We start from the raw sequence: 21,119 nt of genomic DNA, 5'->3' as shown, positions 1-21,119 counted from the left end.
TTTTGGCGTGAACACGCTAAGGTTGTCAGAATGATAAACTGACACGCACTGGCGGAGTGAAGGCCCATGGCTCCCTGTATTCTCGCACTGGATGACGAATTCGCGGTCCTCGCCACCGTTCGCGAAACGCTGGGAGAGCAGGGCTACGACGTCGTCACGGCACGCAGTCTGGCGCAGTTCCGCAAGCTCGATGCCGAGCGGGAGGTGGACATCTATCTGATCGACGTCTCGCTGCCCGACGGCAACGGCTTCTCGCTGGTGCGGGACCTGAGGCGCGTCACCGACCGGGGCATCATCATGCTGACCGGGCGCGGCGGCGAGGCGGAGGACGTGACCGGGCTGGAGAGCGGAGCCGACGATTCACTGGCGAAACCGCTGCGGGCACGGGAGCTGGCGGCGCGGGTGAATGCGCTCTTCCGCCGGATCGGCCAGCGCGCCCTGCAGGCGCCGCGCGTGTCGCAGAAGCGGGGCGACCATGAATTCGACGGCTACCGGATGGACTTGCCGGCGCGGCAGCTCTGGGGGCCGGATGGCGACGAGATTGAGCTGACCACCTCGGAATTCGAGTTGCTGGCGGCGCTGATCTCGCGGCGTGGTCAGGTGCTGAGCCGCGACCAGATCATGAATGCGATCAAGGGGCGGCACTGGGAGAGCTATGACCGGGTGGTGGATGGCATCGTCAGCCGGTTGCGCCGCAAGATCCCGGCGAAGAACCGCAACTCGCATTTCATCCGCACCGTGCATGGCGTGGGCTACGCGTTCACCGCCTGAGCGCTGGCGCTGAGATCGGCCCAGCCGCAGCGGGCGGCGTGGAGCCTCGGGTCGGTCTCGAAGTCGACGGCCATCGCGGCGCGCAGGCCTTCCGAACGGCGGTTGTGCCAGCGGTCGCGCCAGAGCGGCAGACCGCTGTGGCTGATCTTGGTGACCGGCGTGCGCAATGGCAGGACCGCCCGCCATTTGCGCTGCATGAAACGGTAGGCTTCGGTGAACTCCTGCCCCAGCGTGCCGTGGGGGCGGTCGTTGTGCACGCAGGGCAGGGCGGCGACCCAGGCGCCGAGCCCTTTCGCCCGGGCCTGCTGCACGATGTCGGTGCCATACATGTGCCAGCCCGGCGCAGCCTCGTCGAATCGAAGGCCCGAGGCGCGGCGCAGCACGATCAGCATCTCGTCGAAGGACTGCACCCGGGTCGGACGCTGCGGCACCCGCCCGACGATCATCCCCAGCGATGAAGACCAGACCGGCCCGAGCGGCGCGCCATCCTCGGCCATGCCAAAGGCGCCGATCAGCGCCCAGTCGGGGTCGAGGGCCTCGACCTCGGCGATGCGGGCCAGCAGCAGCCTGTCCCAGCCGGGGGGCAGGTAGACATCCTGATGCGCGAAGACGACAAGCGGCGCATGGGTGGCGTCGAGCGCGCGGTTGTAGGCGATGGCGGCGGAGGGCGCGTGCCATTCCACATGCAGCGGCGTGTGGGCCAGGAGCGGCGAGCGCCGCAGGTTGGCGTCGAGGATCGGTGGCGCATTGCTGGCGGCGGCGAGGGCGATCATGCGAGACCGAAGAGCGTGGCGAGCCGCGCGGCCTCGCGGTTGACGTCGTGCCGCTCCAACACCCGGGCGCGGGCGGCGGCGCCCATGGCGACCAGCGTGGCATGCGGCGTGGCGGCCAGCGCCCGGATTGCCTCGGCCAGCGCCGGGGCGTCGCCTGCGGGCACCAGCTGGCCGGTCTCCTCCGGCAGCACCAGCTCCGGCACACCGGCGATCATCGTGCCGATCACCGGACGCCCGGCGGCCATCGCCTCCATCACAACCATCGGCAGGCCCTCGGCGAAGGAGGGCAGGATCAGCGCCTGCGCCTTGGCCAGCTCGGCGCGCACCCGCGCCTCGTCGGCCCAGCCGGTGAGGGTGATGCGGTCGGACAGCCCCTGCGCCGCGATCGCGGTCTCGAGCTGCGGGCGCAGCGGCCCGTCGCCGACCAGCGTCAGGTGCAGATCGGGCAGCGCGGGGGCGGCGAGGGCGATGGCCTCGACCAGCAGGGCGAAGCCCTTCTGCTCGGCCAGCCGCCCGATGGCGACGAGGCGCGGCCCGGTCTCGGGCAGGGGGAGGGCGGTGGGAAAACGCTCGGGCTCGATGCCGCAATGCACGACATGGATGCGCGGCCAGTCCGCCGGATCGGCCCAGCGGTAGAGCTGGCTGCGGCCATAGGAGCTGACCGCCACGGTGAAGGCCGCGCGCTGCATCTTGGTCTTCAGGCTGAGGGCGACGGGCGAGTCGAACTCCTCCGGCCCGTGGACGGTGAAGCTGAAGCGCGGCCCGCCGAGGATCTCGGCCAGCATCGCCACGGTGGTGGAGTTGGTGCCGAAATGCGCGTGCAGATGGCTGATGCCGAGGCTGCGGCAACGGCGGGCGATATGCGCAGCCTCGGTCAGGTAGATCAGATGCTTGATCCGCCCGCCCTGCGTGCCGCAGCTGAGTGCCAGCCGCAGCGCCGCCAGCGCGCGTTTCGGGCGCCCCGCCAGCCAGCCGAGGGCCGAGAGGATCACCCGAGGCGCGCCCAGGGGCAGCACATGCTCGGTCCGTGCATCCTCGGCCAGATCGCCCGGATCGGTGAGGCTGTCGCGGTCGCTGCGCATGGCGAAGCGGTGCACCGGATGTCCGGCCCGCTCCAACGCCAGTATCTCGCGCCGGATGAAACTGTGCGACGCGCGGGGGTAGGTGTTCACCAGATAGGCAAGCGACATCGGCACCCTTGGCAACTTCATCCGCGACAAGGCATAGGCTGCGGCAGGGCGGTTGCCTAGCCCTTAGCGTGATTGACCCCCGCAGGGGGCGCTTCTACCGTCGCGCGCAAAGGGGACCGGGGAATGACAGTGTTACAGCGGCTTGCGGGCAACGGGCTGTTTGCGCGCGCGATGCGCGGCTCGGCCATCACCGCGGCCAGCTACGGTTTCGCGCAGGCGATGCGGCTCGGCTCCAACCTGATCCTGACGCGGCTGCTGTTCCCCGAGGCGTTCGGGATGATGGCGCTGGTCTCGGTCTTTCTGGTCGGGCTCGCGATGTTCTCCGACGTGGGCATCGGCCCGGCGATCTCGCAGAGCCCGCGCGGCGACGAGCGGGCGTTCCTCGACACCGCCTGGACGATCCAGGTGATCCGGGGGGCGGGGCTATGGCTTGCGGCCTGTGCGCTGGCGCTGCCGGTGGCCCGGCTCTACGACGCGCCGGAGCTGGCGCGGCTGCTGCCCGCGGCGGGGCTGACGCTGCTGATCGCCGGTTTCAACCCGACGCGGATCGACACCGCCAACCGGCATCTGCTGCTGGGGCGGGTGACGGCGCTGGATCTGGCGAGCCAGGTGATCGGCATCGTCGCGATGGTGCTCCTGGGGCTTGCGACGCGGTCGGTCTGGGCGCTGGTGCTGGGGGCGATCATCGGCTCCTCGGTGAAGCTCTGGCTGATGCAGCGGCATCTGCCGGGCCCGGCGAACCGCTTTCGCTGGGAGCCCCGCGCGGCGCAGGAGCTGATCCATTTCGGCAAATGGATCTTCCTTTCCACCGCCTGCGGCTTTCTCCTGTGGCAGGGCGACAAGGCGATCCTCGGAGCCTATCTGCCGCTGAAGGGGCTGGGGATCTACAACATCGGCTATTTCCTCGCCTCCTTCCCGCTGCTGCTGGGCGGGGCGGTGGTGGGGCGCATCCTGATCCCGCTCTACCGCGACCGCCCGCCCGCCGCCTCGGCCGAGAATTTCGCCCGGCTCCGGCGGATGCGCTTCGGGCTGACGGCCGTCATCCTCGGGCTGCTGGCGTTGATGGCTTTCGGTGGCGAGGCGTTGGTCGGGCTGCTCTATGATGCGCGCTATGCGGCTGCGGGGAGCATCGTGGTGGCGGTGGCCTGCCTGCAGATGCCGTTGGCGATCGGCATGACCTACGATCAGGCGGCGCTGGCGGCGGGCGATTCGCGCAGTTTCTTCCTGGTGATGGCGGCGCGGGCGGCGATGCAGACGGTGGCGCTGCTGGTGGGGGCGGAATGGGCCGGCCTGCAGGGGGCGCTGCTATTTCAAGGGGTTGCGCTTCTGGCGGCGCATCCGCTGGTGATCTGGCTCGCGCGGCGGCACGGCGCCTGGGACGCGCTGCACGATCTTTTCTTCTTCGCGCTCGGGGGGTTGGCAGTGATTCTTGCGCTGAGCGGCAGGTTTACGACGATTGCATCAATTTCAGGCTAAAATATGCCCGTATTGCAGGCTTTGTCGCGAACGGAGAACCAATCTCGGCGGAAATCTTCTTAATTCTAGCGAAACGCCATGATCCTGCCGCAGCGCTTGCCTCATTTTGAACGTTTTGCAGGGCATTCCATGTAACGTGAATGAAGTTGCACATCGTCGGTCGCAGACCGTGTCGATGCTGCCCGAGGAGGAGACGGCCCGCGTGACATTTGGAATCATGTTCTCCGGTATCCTGTCAGGTCTCAGCCTGTCGATCTGGGTATTGTTTCACGGTTATTCGATTCCGGTCGCCCTCGCGGTCTATCCCTTCGCTGGCACGCTCGGCGCGCTGCTGTTCCTCGCCTTCGCCCTGACCCGCAGCCAGTGGCGGGCGCCGCGCGCGCAGAAGCAGGCGGCGACGCAGGCGCAGTAGGGCTCAACCCAAGGTTTATTCGGCACGAGCGGGCGGGGAAACAGTTCCCCGCCCGCTGCCGTTCCGGGGCAGGGCCGCCCCTACGGGGTGACGGCGCGGCGAAGAGGCGGCCGAGGGGCCCCGCCAGCGCGAATCACCTTAAATCCCCTAAATTGCATTAAATTTTCACCACACAGCCAGCGGTTGACGCGCGGGGAAGGCCGAGGCCGCGCGGGCTGCCGGGGCCGGAAAATTCGTATCCGAGGGCACGGATTTGCCGCCGGGCCGCTGCCTTCGCAGTCGCCAAGCAGGATGGCGGCGGCGTAAAATCGAAAGAGGGAGCTGTTGCTTCCCTCTTGTGAGTATGCCGCGCTCTTGCCTGGCAATTTTCTGGTTCCGCCGGGCGGCAGGCAGGATTTTCCTGCAAGCGATCCGGCGGGGTGGTGCCGCCTGTCCCGTTCATCCGTGTTACTGTTCCGGAGCCTTCAACAATGACGATCCCTCTGCCAAGGCTGGATGCGCTGTCGCGACCGTCTGACGTGTGCGAGCCCGCGCAGATCGTCCAGCCGCTGCGCCGGGTGCTCGTGCCGCGCCGGCGGGGGCTCTACCGCAATGGGGCAAAGCGCTTCCTCGACCTGCTGCTGATCGTGCTGGCGCTGCCGATGGTTCTGCCTCTGGTGCTGGCGCTTGCGATCATGGTGGCCAGCGATGGCGGCAGGCCGTTCTACACCCAGCTGCGCGTCGGCCGGGGCGGGCGGCCCTACCGGATGTGGAAGCTGCGCAGCATGGTAAAGGATGCCGATGCGCAGATGGCCGATTACCTCGCTTCCAACCCCTTGGCGCGCGAGGAATGGGAGCAGACCCAGAAGTTGCAGAATGATCCGCGCATCACGCCGATCGGGCAGTTCCTTCGCAAATCCTCGCTGGACGAGCTGCCGCAGCTCTGGAACGTGCTGATCGGCGACATGAGCCTCGTCGGCCCGCGCCCGATGATGCTGAACCAGCAGAGCCTCTATCCCGGCATGGCCTATTACGCGCTGCGTCCGGGCATCACCGGCTTCTGGCAGACCGCCGGGCGCAACCGCACCAGCTTTGTGGCGCGGGCGGGCTATGACGCGGATTACGAAGAGGCCCTGTCGTTCCGGACCGATGCCGAGGTGCTGCTGCGGACGGTGAACGTGGTGCTGAGCGCGAACGGCTGCTGACGGCCGACCCAGCGCCGATGAAGGCTCGCCTAGGCGGGCCTTTTGCATTCCGGGGGATCAGCCGGCCAACGCGCCTGCGGCAAGGGCCGCCACCGCAAGCACCACTCCGGCACCGAGGAAGCTTGGGCGAGGCAGAAGCGGGCGGCGCGGGCGGCGCAGTTCGGGAATGGTGACCACCGGGCGCAGGTCGAGCGCGCGCTCCATCTGTGCCTGCGTCCGCAGCACCGGGTGCATCAGGTCCAGCAGGAAGGCCAGCCCGAAGGCGAGGCCGAGGCTGGCGACGACGCCGAGCACGGTGATCTTGGTGGCGCGGCTGCTGGAGGGCGCGTCGGGGATGATTGCCCGCTCCAGGAGGCTGAAGCGTTCGGACTGGTCGCGCTCTTCGAGCCGCTGGGTGGTGCGGGCCTCGGCGAGGCGGGTGGTCACCACCTCATACTGGCTCTGCAACTGCTGCAGCTCGCGGTCGAAGGCGGAAAGCTCGCGCTCGATGGCGGGGGTGCGGGCGATGGCGGCCTCGACCTCGGCGCGGCGGGTCTGCAGCGCGGCCTTCTGCGCCTCGATCACCGTTTGCCGCGCCCGGGCGCTTTCCAGCTGGCGCTCCTCGAGGCTGCGGCGGGCACGGTTGTTCTCCAGCACCGCAGTCTCTCCGGCAAGGCCGACGAGCTGCTGGTCGAGCGTGCGGATTTCGGCGTCGAGTTCGGTGATCTCGTCACGCCGCGACTCGTTGGCGGCGGGCAGGCTGTCGCTGTTGCGGTTCTTGAAGTCGGCGATACGGTCCTCCAGCGTGGCGATCTGCCGGCTGACCTGACTTTCCTCCTCGAGGAAGAACCGCGTCGTCTCGCGCGAGCGGGCGGCACGCCCGGCGCTGCCGAGATCGAGCACGCCCTGCGCCAGATCGTTGGCGATCCGCGCCGCCTGTTCGGGTTGCAGCGCACTTGCGTTGATGATCAGCGCCGAGACGCTGGCCCCGCTGCCCATCACCTGCTGTGACGCGGAAGCCACGCTTTCGGTGCGGATCGACGCGCGCAGCGCCGCCACCTTCTGGTCGATGCTGAGGCCCGGCTGGTCGGCGTAGAGCCCGTGCCGCTCGATCATGGCGATCAGGTTCTCGCGCGTGGTCAGGCGCTGCTGGATCAGCTGCAGCGATTGCGCCGCGCGGCTCGGGCCGATGACGCCGGTCTCGTCGGCGATCACCGGGGTTTCCACCTGGATGACGGCGGCGGTCTCGAACAGGCTGGGCTGGGCCCTGCCATAGGCCAGCGCGGCGAGGATGCCGAGCGCGGCGACCGAGGTGATCAGCACCCTGCGCCGGGACAGAAGTCCCAGCAGGTCGTCGAAGGATTGGATCGGACCCATGGCCGTTATTCCTGTCTCTAATCAAGGCGCGCCGGGCAAATGATCCCGGCGGCCGTCACGTCTTGCCGTAGCGGTAGCGGTAGCGGTTCCGGTTGCGGTCCTGCGCCCGGTTCAGCACCACGCCCAGAAGCGGCACGCGGCCCTCGAACAGCCGCTCGCAGGCGCGGATGTCCTCGGCGGTGGTGCGGGTGCCGTCGGAGACGAGCAGCACCGCATCGACCTGCGGCAGCAGCGCCAGCACGTCATCCCCCACCAGCACCGGCGGCAGGTCGAACAGCGCCACCTCGGGGTCGAGTTGCTCCAGCATGGAAGACAGCGCCGCGGCACAGCTGTCTTCCTGCAGAAGCTCGGAGGCGGCGCGCACCGGGGCGCCGTTCAGCGCCAGCGCCAGATTGCGACCGGCGCGCAGCACATGCGCCTCGAGCGGCTGGCGGTCGGTCAGCAGATCCTCCAGCGCGCCGACCTCGGTCAGGCCCAGAAGCGGGGCGAGCCCGGGGGTGCGCAGCTCCAGATCGACGAGCAGCGTGCGGCTGCCCATCCGCCGCGCGAGGCTGAAGGCGAGGTTCGCCGCCACGAAAGACTTGCCGCAGCCATGCGTCGGCGAGGTGACGGCGATCCGGTTCCAGCCGCGCTCCTGCAGCGCCTGCAGGATGCGGGTGCGCAGGATGTCGAAGGCGACCGAGGCCGGATCGTCGCTGCTGCGCGGGAAGAGCCCGTTGCGCGCCAGATGCGCTGCCGAAAGCGTCACGGCGGTGAGCGAATCCCACACCCGGTCGGTGTTCAGCGTCAGGTTGAAGATTGGTCCCGAAAACGGGCCAGTGTCGGCCAGGGGTGCCAGCGCCGCGCCCTCGGCCCCCGCCTGCCGGAACAGCGGCACGCCCGGCGCGCGCGCGGCGCCCTTGGCGCGGCCCGGCTCGGGGCGCAGCGTGCGGCGGGCCAGCGGATCAAGGCTGTGGGGCTCCGGCTTGTGGCGATCCGGCATCCGGGTCAGGCTCCTTGTGCGGCGGTGTCGGCGATCCGCCCTGCTTCTGTCTTGGTCGCCGGGTCGGCGGGAAGCCCGCGCCCGACTGTTCGTCTGCCGGAAACAGAGGGTATCCGCCCCGGTTGCATCTCTCTCGGGGCCCCCGCCCGCATCAGGTCTGGATAGCAGATAAGGCCCTTTCAAGAAAGGGTTTTTGCCCCAAAGCCCCGGCCCTGTGACGGTCTGACGGGACAGCGTGACAAGCCGCCTCCGAGGCGTCAGGATCGCGCTGTCACAGTTCCCGGAGTCGCCGTGTCCGATCCTTCACCGCCCTTCCCGATCGATGCCGTGGTCATCGGCCGCAACGAGGGCGCGCGGCTCGGCATCTGCCTCGCGTCGCTGCGGGGCCGGGTGCGGCGGGTGGTCTATGTCGACAGCGGGTCGAGCGACGGCAGCCCCTATCTGGCGGCGCGGGCGGGGGTGGATGTGGTGGTGCTGGACGCGGACCAGCCCTTCACCGCCGCCCGGGCGCGCAATGCGGGGCTGGCGGCGCTGGCGCAGGACCCGCCCGATCTGGTGCAATTCGTCGATGGCGACTGCGAAATGGCCGAGGCCTGGATCGCCAAGGCGCGCGACTTCCTTGCCGCGACCCCGCAGGCGGTGGTGGTCTGCGGGCGTCGCCGCGAGCGGGAGCCGGGGGCCTCGGTCTACAACCGGCTCTGCGACCGCGAGTGGGATACGCCGGTCGGGCGCGCCACGGCCTGCGGCGGCGATGCGATGATGCGCTTTGCCGCGGTGGAGGCGGCGGGCGGCTATCGCGCCGCACTGATCGCGGGCGAGGAGCCGGAGCTCTGCCTGCGGCTGGCGCGGGCGGGGGGCGAAATCTGGCGGATCGACGCCGAGATGACGCTGCATGACGCCGCGATCCTGCATTTCGGCCAGTGGTGGCGGCGCAGCCGACGGGCGGGGCATGCCTTTGCCGAAGGTGCGGCGCTGCATGGCGCGGGGCCGGAGCGGCACTGGCGGCGCGAAACCCGGCGCGCGCTCGTCTGGGGCCCGGGGGTGCCGCTTGGCGCGCTGCTGGCGGCCCTTTGGCATCCGGCAGGGCTGCTGCTGCTGCTCCTCTGGCCCGCGCAGGTGCTGCGGCTGGGGCTGCGCGATGGCGACTGGCAGGCGGCGGTGTTCTCGGTGCTCGGCAAGCTGGCCGAGGCCCAAGGGGTCATGGGCTATTGGCTCGGGCGGCTCAGGCAGCGGGCGCCGCGGCTCATCGAATACAAGTCAGACCCGCTGCCGTAGCGCCGCCGCCACCTCGGCCGGCAGGATCGCGAGGCAGGCGGCATAGCGCGGCACCAGACGGCGCGGCGAGGACAGCATTCGCCAGACCCATTCCAGCGCCAGCCGCCGCACCCAAAGCGGCGCCCGCTGCTGCGCCCCCGCCAGAAAGTCGAGTCCGGCACCGACCGAGGCGAAGCCGACCCCCGGCGCGATCCGGCGCCCGCGCGCCGCGAACTGCTCCTGCTTCGGCGCGCCGAGCGCCACCAGACAGAGGCCGATGCCTTGGGCCTGCAGGGCGCCGAGGATGCGCCCGGCCGCCTCGCCTTCAGGGTCGAAGCCCATCGGCGGCGCCACCTGCGCGGCGATATCGACCCCCGGCACCTCGCGCCTGAGCCGTTCCGCCGCCCGTTCCAGCGCCTCGGAACGGCTGCCGACCAGCGCCACCGGCACGCAGGCCTCTGCCGCTGCCTGCACCAGCGGGATCACCAGATCCGAGCCCGGCACCAGCGCCACCGGCTTCCCCGCCAGCCGCGACAGCCAGACCACCGGGTTGCCATCGGCCACCACCATGTCCTGCGCGGCATAGGCGGCGCGGAAGTCGGGCGAGCGGCGCAGCTTCACCAGATGGTCGAGGTTCAGCGTCGCCAGCGCGAAGCCCTGCCGAGCCGCCAGCCGTGCGCCCACCGCCGACAGCAGGGCAGCGCGGTCGGGCAGGGTGATGCGCAGCGTGAGGTCGGGATAGCGGAACAGCACGGCAGATCTCCGGTTCGTGGTCTTCCCTAGCACGGGCCGCCGAGCCTTGGCGACGTGCCGCTCCCGCAGGCAGGGCGCGTGGCGGGGAAACACCAGCAACATTCTGTTTCCACATCCGAAGCAACCGCCCGTGCAGATGCGTTGCCCGGCTGCGGCGATTGCACTAGGCCGAAAGACATGACACCGCTTCCGCGCAAGCACCGCCCCTCCATCGACCTTGCCCGGATCGCTGCGGCCTTCGGCATCGTCTGGGCGCATCTGCATGCTCCGGGGCAATACATCGGCTACACCGCGCTGGCGCTGTTTCTGGTGATGACCGGCTTTCTGTCGATGCAGTCGCTGCAACGCTCCGACGGCTCCTTTTCCTGGACGGCGCGGGCACAGCGGATCGTGCTGCCCTGGCTGGTGTGGTCGGCCTTCTTCCTCGTCCTGCGCGTCGCGATGTGGGACGGGCCCGGCCTGCCGCCGCTGCTGACCGATCCGTGGTCGCTGCTGATCGGCTCCAGCATCCATCTGTGGTTCCTGCCCTTCGTGATGCTGGCAGCGCCGACCATTCCGCTCATGGCGGCGTGGCTGAAGAGCCCGCGCGCGCTGACGGTGGCGAGCGTGCTGCTCGTCCTCCTGTCGTTGCCGCTCTATGCGCTGCACGGCTTCGTGCCGATGCCCGAGCCCCTGCCGCAATGGTGCTACGCCTTCCCGCCCTTCCTCTATGGTGCGCTGGCGGCAGTCGGCCATGCGCAGGGCCGCATCCGCGACCCGCTCCTGGCGGCGCTGGCGATCAGCCTCGGCGGCTTTGCCATGACGCAGAGCTTCTGGTCGGTGCAGCTTCTGCTGTCGGCGGGGCTGTTCGAGGCGCTCTGGCGCCTGGACCTGCCGGGGCAGGGGCTGCGCTGGGCGGGCTCGCTCGCCTTCGGCATCTACCTCGTCCACCCGTTCTTCATGCTGGTCGGCTACAAGTTCCTCGCCGGAGCCGGACCAGTCGGCCTCGCGCTCTTCACCTTTGCCGCCTCGCTGGCCGCCGCAGCCCTGCTGCGACGGCTCGCCCCCGGCCGCATCGCCTGACCGAGGAGTCCGATGCCCAACCCCTTCGCCTTCCTGCTGCTGCTCGTCTGGCCCTTCGTGGCGCTGGTGCTGTTCCGGCGGCTGCCGCCCGCGCAGGCGCTGATCTGGACGGTGCTCGGCGGCTATCTGGCGCTGCCGCCGCTGGTGGCGATCAACCTGCCGGTGGTGCCCGATCTCGACAAGTCGAGCATCCCCAACCTTTCAGCCTTCGTGCTGGCGCTGTTCCTCTTGAAGGACCGGGTGTCGATGCTGCCCGAGGGCGCGCTGGGCAAGCTCCTGATCTTGTGCTTCGTGCTCGGGCCCTTCGCCACGGTGCTGACCAATGACGACCCGATCCGGCTGGCCATCGGGGCGCTGCCGGCGATGCGGATCTACGATTCCGTCGCCGCCGTGGTCAATCAGGCCATTGCCCTGCTGCCCTTCTTCCTCGCCCGCCGGTATCTCGCAAGCGCCGAGGCGCTGCGGGCGCTGGCAGTCGCGCTGCTGGTCGCCGGGCTGATCTATTCGATCCCCATGCTGATCGAGGTGCGGCTGAGCCCCCAGATGAACGTCTGGATCTACGGCTTCTTCCAGCACAGCTTCGAGCAGACCATGCGGATGGGCGGCTTCCGCCCCATCGTCTTCCTGCCGCACGGGCTCTGGGTCGCCTTCTTCGCGCTGATGACCGTGCTCGCCACCGCCATGCTCGCCCGCACCGCCGCCCCGGCCGAACGGCCGAAGCTGGTGGCGGCGCTGCTTTATCTCTGCCTGCTCCTGGTGCTGTGCAAGAGCTTGGGGCCGATGGTCTATGCGCTGGGGCTGCTGCCGCTGGTGCTGGTCGCAGGGCGGCGGATGCTCCTGGCGCTCGCCGCGCTGATGGCGCTGGTGGCGGTCTGCTATCCGCTGATGCGCGGCCTGCATCTGGTGCCGCTCGAGGCGCTGCTGGACATCGCACGCGGCATCGACGCCGACCGCGCCGGATCGCTCGGCTTCCGCTTCGCCAACGAGGAGACGCTGCTGGCCCATGCCGGCGACAAGCCGCTGTTCGGCTGGGGCGGCTACGGGCGCAACCATGTCTACGATGCCGAGACGGGGCGGATGCTGACCATTGCCGACGGCGCCTGGATCATCTCGCTCGGGATCTACGGCTGGATCGGCTACATCGCCCAGTTCGGCCTGCTGGCGCTGCCGCTGTTGAAACTGGGGGCCGAGGCGCTGCGCCGCCCGGCCGAGGCCTTCTCGCCCTTCGCGGCGGTGATCGCGGTGATCCTCGGGGTGAATCTGATCGACATGCTGCCCAATGCCACGCTCATCCCCTTCACCTGGCTTATGGCCGGCGCGCTGCTCGGCCATGTCGAAAGCCTCGCCCGCGTGCCCGGTCCGGCGGTCCAGGCCGCAGCCCCCCTGCCGCCCCGGCGCCGGACGGTGCTGTGACCCGGCTCCGCATCGACATCGGCATCTTTGCCCATGACGAGGCGGCGGGCATTGCCGCCATGCTGCGCGGGATCGCCGCGCAGGACATCTTCGCGCGGCATGACGTGCGGGCGCTGCTTCTGGCCAACGGCTGCCGCGACGCCACCGTGCCGCTGGCCCGTGCGGTGGGCGGGCCGGTGGGGGTGGTCGATCTGCCCGAGGGCGGGAAGTCGCGGACGTGGAACGTCTTCGTCCATGAACTCAGCCGCCCCGAGGCCGATCTTCTGATCTTCTGCGACGCCGATATCCGCCTGCCCGCCGCCGACAGCCTGACCCGGCTGGCCGAGGCTCTGGCGGCGCATCCGGCGGCGCTGGCCTTCAACAGCCGCCCGGTGAAGGACATCGCGGAGGCACCCGATGGCGCGCAGGACCGGCTGATCGCCGCGGCGGGCGGCACGCTGGACGACTGGCGCAGCGCGATCTGCGGCCAGCTCTACGCGCTGCGCAGCCCCACCGCCCGCCGCCTGCACCTGCCGATCGGCCTGCCGGTCGAGGACGGCTTCCTGCGCGCCATGCTGCTGACCGACGCGCTGACCGCGCCTGAGGATCTGTCGCGCATCGACGGCGATCCGGCGGTCTTCCACCTCTACGCCTCCGAGCGCACCATTGCCGGGCTGCTCCGTCACCAGACCCGCATCGTCATCGGCTCCGCCATCAACGCAGCCGCCTTCGACCGGCTGAGGGCGCTGCCGCCTGCCGCGCGGCAGCCCGAACTCGCCCGCGCCGCCAAGGACGAGACCTGGCTCGCTGCCACGATCCGTGCCCGCCTGCCGCGCTGGTGGGGATTCGTTCCGCCGCATTTCCTGACCAAACGCACCGCCCGCATCCTGCGCCGCCCGCGCGACCTGCGCCGCCCGGGGCGTTGGGTCGTGCTGCTGGCCGGTGCGGGCTTCGACGCGATTGTCTATGTATCGGCACAGATCCGGATGGCGCGCGGCGCGGGCGCCGGTTTCTGGTAACGCCGGCATCGGCGAAAACCGGGTTTGCCACCCCCGGCGGCGCGCGGATTGTCGCCGGAAAGCGCGATTGTTGCCGCCCCGTGCAAGACGGACTCCATCCTATCACGCGACTGTTATCCTGTTGGTTTCTGAGCTAGTTTGCTAAGGCTTGTAGGGTGAACTCGTATTTCAGATCAGTGATAGGATGACGGTGCAATTTGACGGCCAGCCGGTCAGTGAGACCGACATCGCCATCGTGGGCATGGCAGCACATCTTCCCGGGGCGGGGGATCTTGCAACCTATTGGAGCAACCTGCGCGACGGCGTGGCCTCGATCCGCCGCCTGTCCGAGGCCGAGCTTCTTGCCGCGGGCGAGACGCCGGACCGGCTGCGCCAGCGCAATTACGTCCCCGCCGCCGCCATGCTCGACGGTTTCGCCGATTTCGATGCCGAGTTCTTCGGCTTCTCCCCCAAGGAGGCCGCGATCCTCGACCCCCAGCACCGCCAGTTCATGGAGGTCTGCTGGGAGGCTTTGGAAAACGCCGGCCACCCACCCGAGGCCTTCCCCGGCGCCATCGGCGTCTATGCGGGCTGCGGCATGGGCAGCTATTTCTACTTCAACCTCTGCTCGAACCCCGATCTGGTAGCCAACACCGGCATGTTCCTGCTGCGCCACACCGGCAACGACAAGGATTTCCTTGCGACCCGCGTCAGCCACATCTTCGATCTGAAGGGGCCGTCCATCAACGTGCAGACCGCCTGTTCCACCTCGCTGGTCGCGGTGCATCAGGCGGTGCAGGCGCTGCTGAACGGCGAATGCGACATGGCGCTGGCGGGCGGGGTCACCATCGAACTGCCGCATGGCCGTGGCTATATCTTCCAGGACGGCGAGATCCTGTCACCCGATGGCGCCTGCCACGCCTTCGACCGCCGCGCGCAGGGCACTGTCTTCGGCTCGGGGGCCGGGGCCGTGGTGCTGCGGCGCCTGTCGGACGCGCTGCGCGACGGCGACCACATCTGGGCGGTGGTGAAGGGCACGGCGGTCAACAACGACGGCGCGGCCAAGGCCGGATATCTGGCACCCTCGGTCGATGGGCAGGCCAAGGCCATCGCCGAGGCGCAGGCGGTGGCGGACGTGCCGGCAGAGACGGTGGACTACGTCGAGTGCCACGGCACCGGCACCTGGCTCGGCGATCCGATCGAGGTCGCGGCGCTGACGCAGGCCTTCCGCCAGACCACCGAGGCGCAGGGCTTCTGCCGCATCGGCTCGGTCAAGACCAACATCGGCCATCTGGATACCGCCGCCGGGGTGGCGAGCCTGATCAAGACCAGCCTCGCGCTGCATCACCGCCAGATGCCACCCTCGCTGGGCTATGAGGCGCCGAACCCGGCCATCGACTTCGCCACCAGCCCCTTCCGGGTGAACGACCGGCTGACCGACTGGCCCGCCCGCGCCACGCCCCGCCGCGCCGGGGTGAACTCGCTGGGCGTCGGCGGCACCAATGCCCATGCCGTGCTCGAGGAAGCCCCGCCGCGCCCCGCCAGCGAACCGAGCGACTGGCCCTTCCAGCTGCTCGTCCTCTCGGCCCGGTCGAAACCAGCGCTCGATGCCGCCAGCGCCCGGCTCGCCGCGCATCTGCGAGCGCATCCGGAGCAGCCGCTGGCCGATGTGGCCTTCACCCTGAAGGAAGGCCGCCGCGCCTTCGACAAGCGCCGGGTGATCGTCGCGGAAAGCCATGCCGAGGCCGCAGCGTTGCTTGAAGGCGCCGACCCGCGCCGGATCTTCAGCCATGATGCGCTCGACGCGCCCGAGGTGGTCTTCATGTTCCCCGGCGGCGGCGCGCAATACGCGGGCATGGCCCGCGACCTCTACGAAACCGAACCGGTGTTCCGCGATTGGATCGACCGGGGTCTTGCCGTGCTGCAGCCCCGGCTCGACTATGACGTGAAGGCGCTCTGGCTGCCCGCGCCGGGCACGGAGGCCGCGGCGGCGGAGCGGTTGAAAAAACCATCCGTGCAACTGCCGCTGATCCTCATCGTCGAGATCGCGCTGGCCCGGCTCTATGAGTCATGGGGCGTCACCCCCTCGGCGCTGATCGGTCATTCGATGGGCGAGAACACCGCGGCCTGCCTCGCAGGGGTGATGAGCTTCGAGGAGTGCATCGGCCTCGTCCTGCTGCGCGGCCAGCTCTTCGACGGCGTTGCGCCCGGCGGCATGCTCTCGGTGCCTTTGGCCGAAGCCGAGCTGCGCCCGCATCTGACCGGCGAGCTCGACCTTGCCTCGGTCAACGCGCCCGGGCTCTGCGTCGTCTCCGGCCCCGACGCCGCGCTGGCGGCGCTGGCGGAGCGGCTGGCGGGGCAGGGGATCGAGACCCAGCGCATTGCCATCGACATCGCCGCCCATTCGCGGATGCTGGAGCCGATCCTCGCCCGCTTCGAGACCCACCTGCGCGGGATGCGGCTGAACCCGCCGACGCTGCCGATCCTGTCGAACCGCAGCGGCCAGCCGCTGACTGCTGCCGAGGCGACCGACCCGGCCTATTGGGTCGCGCATCTGCGCCAGACGGTGCGCTTCGCCGACGCCATGGCGGCGCTCACCGCCGTGCCGAACCGCGTCTACATGGAAATGGGGCCGGGCCGCGCGCTGTCCTCTCTGGCGCAGGCCAACGGCGTTCCCGCCGCACGGGTCGTCCCGGCGCTGCGCCACCCCGAGCAGGCGATGGCCGACGATGCCTGGCATATCGCCAGCCTCGGCCGGCTCTGGGCCTGCGGCGTGGCGGTGGATTGGGAGCCGATCTGGGGCGGCGCCCGCCGCCAGCGCGTGCCGCTGCCGGGCTACGCCTTCCAGCGTAAGACCTACTTCATCGAACCGGGCCGCGCCGCCGAGCCCACCCCCGGCCTGCCGATGCGCAGCGACGACATCGCCACTTGGGGCTGGCAGCCGCACTGGCGTCCCGAGGCCGCCGCCTGCGATCTGGATCTGGAGGCAGGCGAGACCGCCGCGCCCGAGACATGGCTGGTGTTTCTCGACGAAACCGGGTTGGGCGCCGCCTGCGTGGAGCGGCTGCGGGCGATGGGCCACCGGGTCACCACCGTCAGGGTCAGCGACATCTTCGCCCGGGTCGAGGGCGGCTATACCCTCTCGCCCGAACGCGGCCGCGAGGGCTACGATCTGCTGATCCGCGACCTGTTGCTGCGCGGCGAGGCGCCGAGCCGCATCGCGCATTTCTGGCTGGTGACACAGGCCGAGGTCTTCCGCCCCGGCTCCAGCTTCTTCCACCGCAACATCGAGCAGGGCTTCTACGCGCTGCTCTTCCTTGCCCAGGCCATCGCCGACGAGAACCTGCCGCGCCCGATCCACCTGACCGCCGTCACTACAGGCGCGGCGCAGCTGCGTGGCGAGGGGCTGGCCTATCCCGAGAAGGCCACGCTTTCCGGCCCCGCCCGGGTGATGCCGCAGGAGCTACCGGGCGTCACCTGCACCACGCTCGACGTGGTGCTGCCCGATCTGCCGCGGCGCGGATGGCCCGTGCTCGACCCGCTGGTGCTGCAGGTGATGGAGGAGCTGCTCGCCATCCCCGGCAACCGCAGCGCCGCCCTGCGTGGCCCGCGCCGCTATGCCCGCGGCCTGCGCGCCGTGGCCCTGCCGCCGGGCGAGGAGATCGCCGAGGGCGCGACCGTGCTCATCACCGGCGGCTTCGGCGGCATCGGCCTGACGCTGGCCGAAGACCTGATGCGCCGCCGCAAGGCCCGCATCCTGCTGATCGCCCGCCAGCCCCTGCCGGATCGCGCCACGTGGCCCCGGCATCTCGCCAATCCGGCCAGCCCCCTTGCCCGGCGCATCGCTGCCCTGCAACGCCTGGAGACGCTGGGGCAGGTGGTGGTGGCCAGCGCCGATGTCTGCAACATCGACGAGATGCGCGCGGCGCTCGCGCTGGCCGAACGCAGCCTCGGCCCGGTGCGCGTGGCGATCCATGCCGCGGGTGTGGTGGGCGACGGCCCCCTGCTGACCAAGACGGCAGCTGCGGTGGAGGAGGTCTTCGCGCCGAAGCTCCTCGGCACGCAGGTGCTGCAGCAGCTCTTCCCCGATGGCGCGCTCGATCTGCTGGTGCTGTTCTCCTCCACCTCGACGGTGACTGCCCCGGCAGGGCAGGTGGATTACGTCGCCGCCAACGACTACCTCAACGCCGTGGCGCAAGCGCGCAGCACAGGGCGTACCCGGGTTCTGGCGCTGAACTGGGGCATCTGGGCCGAGGTCGGCATGGCCGCAGATGCCATCGCCGAGCGGCTGGGCGACCGTCCCGCGCCGCCGGTGACCGCCGCGCGCCTGCCGATGCTGGACGAGGCCACCTTCGATCGCGACGGCCACCGCCGCTTCACCGCGCGCTATGACACCAAGCGCTGGGTGCTCGACGGCCACCGCACCCGGGCGGGGCAGGCGCTGCTGCCCGGCACCGGGATGATCGAACTTGCCGCCGAGGCGCTGCGGCACGAGGGCATCGAGACCTTCGAGATCCGCGACCTGACCTTCTTCCGCCCGCTCGATGTAGCCGACGGCCAGCGGCGCGACATCCGCGCCACGCTGGCCCGTAGCGGCGAGAGCTTCGGCTTCACCTTGCGCAGCGCGGCCGCTGCACAGGGCCGCACGGGCTGGCAGATGAACGCGCAGGCCCGGCTGATCCCGGCGCCCGCCGCCGCCCTGCACATCGACCCCGCCGCCATCGAGGCGCGCTGCCCCGAGGTCGCGGCCAACGACACCGGCCTGCGCTCGCCGCAGGAGGCGCATCTGAGCTTCGGCCCCCGCTGGCGCGTGCTGCGCCGGACCGCGCTGGGCGCGGGCGAAGGCATCGCCCGTCTTGCCCTGCCACCCGCCCATGCGAACGACCCGGCGCAGGGCTGGCTGCTGCATCCGGCGCTGCTCGATCTCGCGACAGGCTGGGCCATGGGGCTGATCGCGGGCTACCAGCCCACGCATCTCTGGGTGCCGGTCTCCTATGCCCGTATCCGCGTCCGCGCCCCGCTGCCCGCCGAGATCGTCAGCTGGGTGCGCAATGCCGCGCCGAACCGGGCCGAGGCACCGAGCGCCCGCTTCGACATCACCCTCGCCACCCCCGATGGCCGGGTCTGCATGGAGGTGGAGGGCTTCACCATCCACCGGCTCGATGGCCCGCTGTCGCTGCAGCCCGACCCGCGCGGGCTGGAATTCGACGACGACGGCCAGCCGCACCCGCTCTCCCCTGCCGAGGAGCGGCTGCGCCAGACGCTTGCCCAGGGCATCCGCCCCGAGGAGGGCGCCGAGGCCTTCCACCGCGCGGTCAGCCTCGGCCTGCCGCAAGTGATCGTCTCCTCGCTCGACCTCCCCGCCCTGGTGGTGCAGGCGCAGACCGTGGAACCCCGCGCCGAGGGCCAGAGCTTCGCCCGCCCGGATCTCGATCAGGTCTATGTCGCGCCGCGCTCCGACATCGAGCGGACGTTGACCGGCTTCTGGCAGGAGCTGCTCGGCGTCGCGCAGGTCGGCGTCGAGGATGACTTCTTCGCGCTCGGAGGCCATTCGCTGATCGCGGTGCGGCTGTTCTCGATGCTGCGCAAGGCGTGGCGGATTGATTTCCCGATCTCGGTGCTGTTCGAGGCCCCGACCATCGCGCGTCTCGCCGCGCTGATTGCCGAGCGCATCGGCCCCCCGGGCGCCGAAGCCGAGCCGCAGCGCCGCTTCACCCATCTGGTGCCGATGCACGCGGGTGCGGGCGGTCCGGGGCGACCCTTCTTCCTCGTCGCGGGCATGTTCGGCAATGTGCTGAACCTGCGGCATCTGGCCCAGCTCCTTGGGCCGGACCGTCCCTTCTACGGCCTGCAGGCCCGCGGCCTGCACGGCGACCAGCCGCCCCACGCCAGCCTCCCCGAGGCGGCGGCGGATTACATCGCCGAGCTGCGCCAGCTGCAGCCGCAGGGCCCCTATCTGATCGGCGGCTTCTCCGGTGGCGGGCTTACCGCGTGGGAGATGGCCCGTCAGCTCGAGGCTTCGGGCGAAGAGGTCGCGGCCCTCGTCCTCCTCGACACGCCTCTGCCGGTGCGGCCCGCGCTGCAACGCAAGGACAAGGCGCTGATCAAGCTTGCCGGCCTGCGCACCGAGGGCCTGACCTTCCTCGTCGACTGGGCCAAGGCGCGCTGGGCCTGGCACATGCGGACCTATGTCGCCCCGCCGCCCGGGGAGAGCGCCTTCCACAGCGCCGACATCGGCGAGGCCTTCCGCGCCGCGCTGCCTGACTTCACGCTTGCCCCGCGCGCCGGGGCCACCACGCTCTTCCGTCCGCCGCTCGACCGCCGATGGAAGGTCACTGGCGGCAACAGCGTTAGCGCCGCCAAGGAATATGTCTTCGCCGACAACGCCCTGACCCCCTTCGCCCCGGCGCTGGAGGTGATCGAGGTGCCGGGCGATCACGATTCCATGGTGCTGGAGCCCAACGTCCGCGTTCTGGCCCAGCGGCTGCGCGCCGTGCTCGATCGCGCGGAAGACCGCCCGCACTACCGCGCCGAGGCCGCCGAATGACCAAGCCCTTGCTGCTGACGGTGATCCTCAACTGGCGCACCGCCGAGATGACACTGAAGGCCGCGGAATTCGCGCTGCGTGAAATGCAGGGCATCGACGGCGCGCTGACCATCGTCGACAACGCCTCGGGCGATGGCTCCTTCGAGCGGATGACGGCAGAGGTCGCCACGCGCGGCTGGGACCGGGTGCGCGTGCTGCAATCGTCGCACAACGGCGGCTTCGGCGCGGGCAACAACGTCGGCATCCGCGCGGGCCTGCCCGGCGGGCGGCAGCCCGATTACCTCTACATCCTGAACTCCGATGCCTTCCCCGGGCCCGGGGCGATCCGCGCACTGGTCGATCACCTCGAGTCGCATCCCGCCACCGGCTTCGCCGGCAGCTTCATCCGCGGCGAGGATGGCGTGCCGCACCGCACCGCCTTCCGCTTCCCGTCCGTCGCCGGCGAGTTCGAGGCCGCGCTGCGCTTCGGCCCGGTCAGCCGCCTCCTGCGCCGCTCCATCGTCGCCATGCCGATCCCCGAGGCCACGGCGCGGGTGGACTGGCTCGCCGGAGCCAGCCTGATGATGCGCCGCAGCGTGCTCGACCGGATCGGCCTCTTCGACGAGACCTTCTTCCTCTATTTCGAGGAGACCGACCTCTGCCGCCGTGCGGCCCTTGCCGGATGGCCCTGCGATTACGTCCGCACCAGCCGCGTGACCCATATCGGCTCGGTGTCCACCGGCATGAAGACATGGGCGCGGATGCCCGGTTACTGGTTCGACAGCCGGCGCCACTACTTCACCAAGAACCACGGCCCGGCCTATGCCACGGCGGCCACGGCGGCGCATCTGCTCGCGGGGCTGCTGTGGCGCGCCCGGCTGATGCTGCAGACAAAGACGCCGGGCGACCCGCCGCATTTTCTGGGTGACCTGCTGCGGCACACGCTGGCGCGACGGCCCCGGGCGCTCCCGGGGGAATGAAGGGACATGG

At 70.3% G+C, this 21,119-nt stretch carries 15 protein-coding genes; 10 read left to right on the top strand and 5 right to left on the bottom strand.

Going from position 1 to position 21,119, the window contains the following annotated elements:
• Positions 1-66 precede the first annotated feature (66 nt).
• Positions 67-771, top strand: a complete 705-nt coding sequence (locus AC3A5Z_RS20155) for a winged helix-turn-helix domain-containing protein (protein WP_487521087.1) — start codon at positions 67-69, stop codon at positions 769-771.
• Here AC3A5Z_RS20155 and AC3A5Z_RS20150 read toward each other — a convergent pair.
• Positions 753-1,544, bottom strand: a complete 792-nt coding sequence (locus AC3A5Z_RS20150) for a hypothetical protein (RefSeq protein ID WP_487521086.1) — start codon at positions 1,542-1,544, stop codon at positions 753-755. The two genes, AC3A5Z_RS20155 and AC3A5Z_RS20150, sit on opposite strands and share 19 nt — an antisense overlap.
• Positions 1,541-2,734 carry a glycosyltransferase gene (locus AC3A5Z_RS20145; RefSeq protein WP_487521085.1) on the bottom strand — a complete coding sequence of 398 codons (1,194 nt, stop codon included), beginning with the start codon at positions 2,732-2,734 and terminating at the stop codon, positions 1,541-1,543. The genes AC3A5Z_RS20150 and AC3A5Z_RS20145 overlap by 4 nt, the downstream gene beginning before the upstream one ends.
• A 123-nt stretch (positions 2,735-2,857) precedes the next feature.
• Between AC3A5Z_RS20145 and AC3A5Z_RS20140 the strand changes: the two genes are divergently transcribed.
• From AC3A5Z_RS20140 to AC3A5Z_RS20130, 3 genes are all read left to right on the top strand, one after another.
• On the top strand, positions 2,858-4,210 hold the full coding sequence (locus AC3A5Z_RS20140; protein ID WP_487521084.1) for an oligosaccharide flippase family protein: 1,353 nt from the start codon (positions 2,858-2,860) through the stop codon (positions 4,208-4,210).
• Positions 4,211-4,412: 202 nt separating this feature from the next.
• Complete coding sequence (locus tag AC3A5Z_RS20135; protein WP_487521083.1) at positions 4,413-4,622, top strand: hypothetical protein; 210 nt, start codon at positions 4,413-4,415, stop codon at positions 4,620-4,622.
• Between the two features lie 470 nt (positions 4,623-5,092).
• Positions 5,093-5,806, top strand: a complete 714-nt coding sequence (locus AC3A5Z_RS20130) for a sugar transferase (RefSeq protein WP_487521082.1) — start codon at positions 5,093-5,095, stop codon at positions 5,804-5,806.
• 57 nt (positions 5,807-5,863) lie between these two features.
• Here AC3A5Z_RS20130 and AC3A5Z_RS20125 read toward each other — a convergent pair whose 3' ends face one another.
• Positions 5,864-7,162 (bottom strand): Wzz/FepE/Etk N-terminal domain-containing protein, encoded by a 1,299-nt coding sequence (locus AC3A5Z_RS20125; protein ID WP_487521081.1) that lies wholly within the window; start codon positions 7,160-7,162, stop codon positions 5,864-5,866.
• A 55-nt stretch (positions 7,163-7,217) separates the two neighbouring features.
• The gene (locus tag AC3A5Z_RS20120) at positions 7,218-8,144 is read right to left on the bottom strand and encodes a CpsD/CapB family tyrosine-protein kinase (RefSeq protein WP_487521080.1); all 927 of its coding nucleotides are present in this window, start codon (positions 8,142-8,144) and stop codon (positions 7,218-7,220) included.
• 291 nt (positions 8,145-8,435) lie between these two features.
• Here AC3A5Z_RS20120 and AC3A5Z_RS20115 point away from each other — a divergent pair, with 291 nt between their 5' ends.
• Positions 8,436-9,419 carry a glycosyltransferase family 2 protein gene (locus tag AC3A5Z_RS20115; protein WP_487521079.1) on the top strand — a complete coding sequence of 328 codons (984 nt, stop codon included), beginning with the start codon at positions 8,436-8,438 and terminating at the stop codon, positions 9,417-9,419.
• Here the strand turns inward: AC3A5Z_RS20115 and AC3A5Z_RS20110 are convergent.
• On the bottom strand, positions 9,402-10,151 hold the full coding sequence (locus AC3A5Z_RS20110) for a WecB/TagA/CpsF family glycosyltransferase (protein WP_487521078.1): 750 nt from the start codon (positions 10,149-10,151) through the stop codon (positions 9,402-9,404). The two genes, AC3A5Z_RS20115 and AC3A5Z_RS20110, sit on opposite strands and share 18 nt — an antisense overlap.
• A 177-nt stretch (positions 10,152-10,328) precedes the next feature.
• On the opposite strand from AC3A5Z_RS20110, the gene AC3A5Z_RS20105 reads away from it, so the two are divergent.
• The 5 genes from AC3A5Z_RS20105 to AC3A5Z_RS20085 all read left to right on the top strand — a co-directional run bounded on the left by AC3A5Z_RS20105 (position 10,329) and on the right by AC3A5Z_RS20085 (position 21,109).
• Positions 10,329-11,213 carry an acyltransferase family protein gene (locus tag AC3A5Z_RS20105; protein ID WP_487521077.1) on the top strand — a complete coding sequence of 295 codons (885 nt, stop codon included), beginning with the start codon at positions 10,329-10,331 and terminating at the stop codon, positions 11,211-11,213.
• Between the two features lie 12 nt (positions 11,214-11,225).
• Positions 11,226-12,626 (top strand): hypothetical protein, encoded by a 1,401-nt coding sequence (locus AC3A5Z_RS20100; RefSeq protein WP_487521076.1) that lies wholly within the window; start codon positions 11,226-11,228, stop codon positions 12,624-12,626.
• A complete protein-coding gene (locus AC3A5Z_RS20095) occupies positions 12,623-13,624 on the top strand; it encodes a glycosyltransferase family 2 protein (RefSeq protein ID WP_487521075.1) in 1,002 nt (333 codons plus the stop codon). The genes AC3A5Z_RS20100 and AC3A5Z_RS20095 overlap by 4 nt, the downstream gene beginning before the upstream one ends.
• Before the next feature lie 184 nt (positions 13,625-13,808).
• Complete coding sequence (locus AC3A5Z_RS20090; protein ID WP_487521074.1) at positions 13,809-20,150, top strand: type I polyketide synthase; 6,342 nt, start codon at positions 13,809-13,811, stop codon at positions 20,148-20,150.
• Positions 20,147-21,109 (top strand): glycosyltransferase family 2 protein, encoded by a 963-nt coding sequence (locus tag AC3A5Z_RS20085; RefSeq protein ID WP_487521073.1) that lies wholly within the window; start codon positions 20,147-20,149, stop codon positions 21,107-21,109. Before AC3A5Z_RS20090 ends, AC3A5Z_RS20085 begins: the two co-directional genes overlap by 4 nt.
• Positions 21,110-21,119 lie beyond the last annotated feature (10 nt).

The sequence above is a fragment of the Cereibacter sp. Soil_C_27 genome (assembly GCF_057657095.1).
This window is presented reverse-complemented; position numbering and strand designations above follow the sequence as displayed.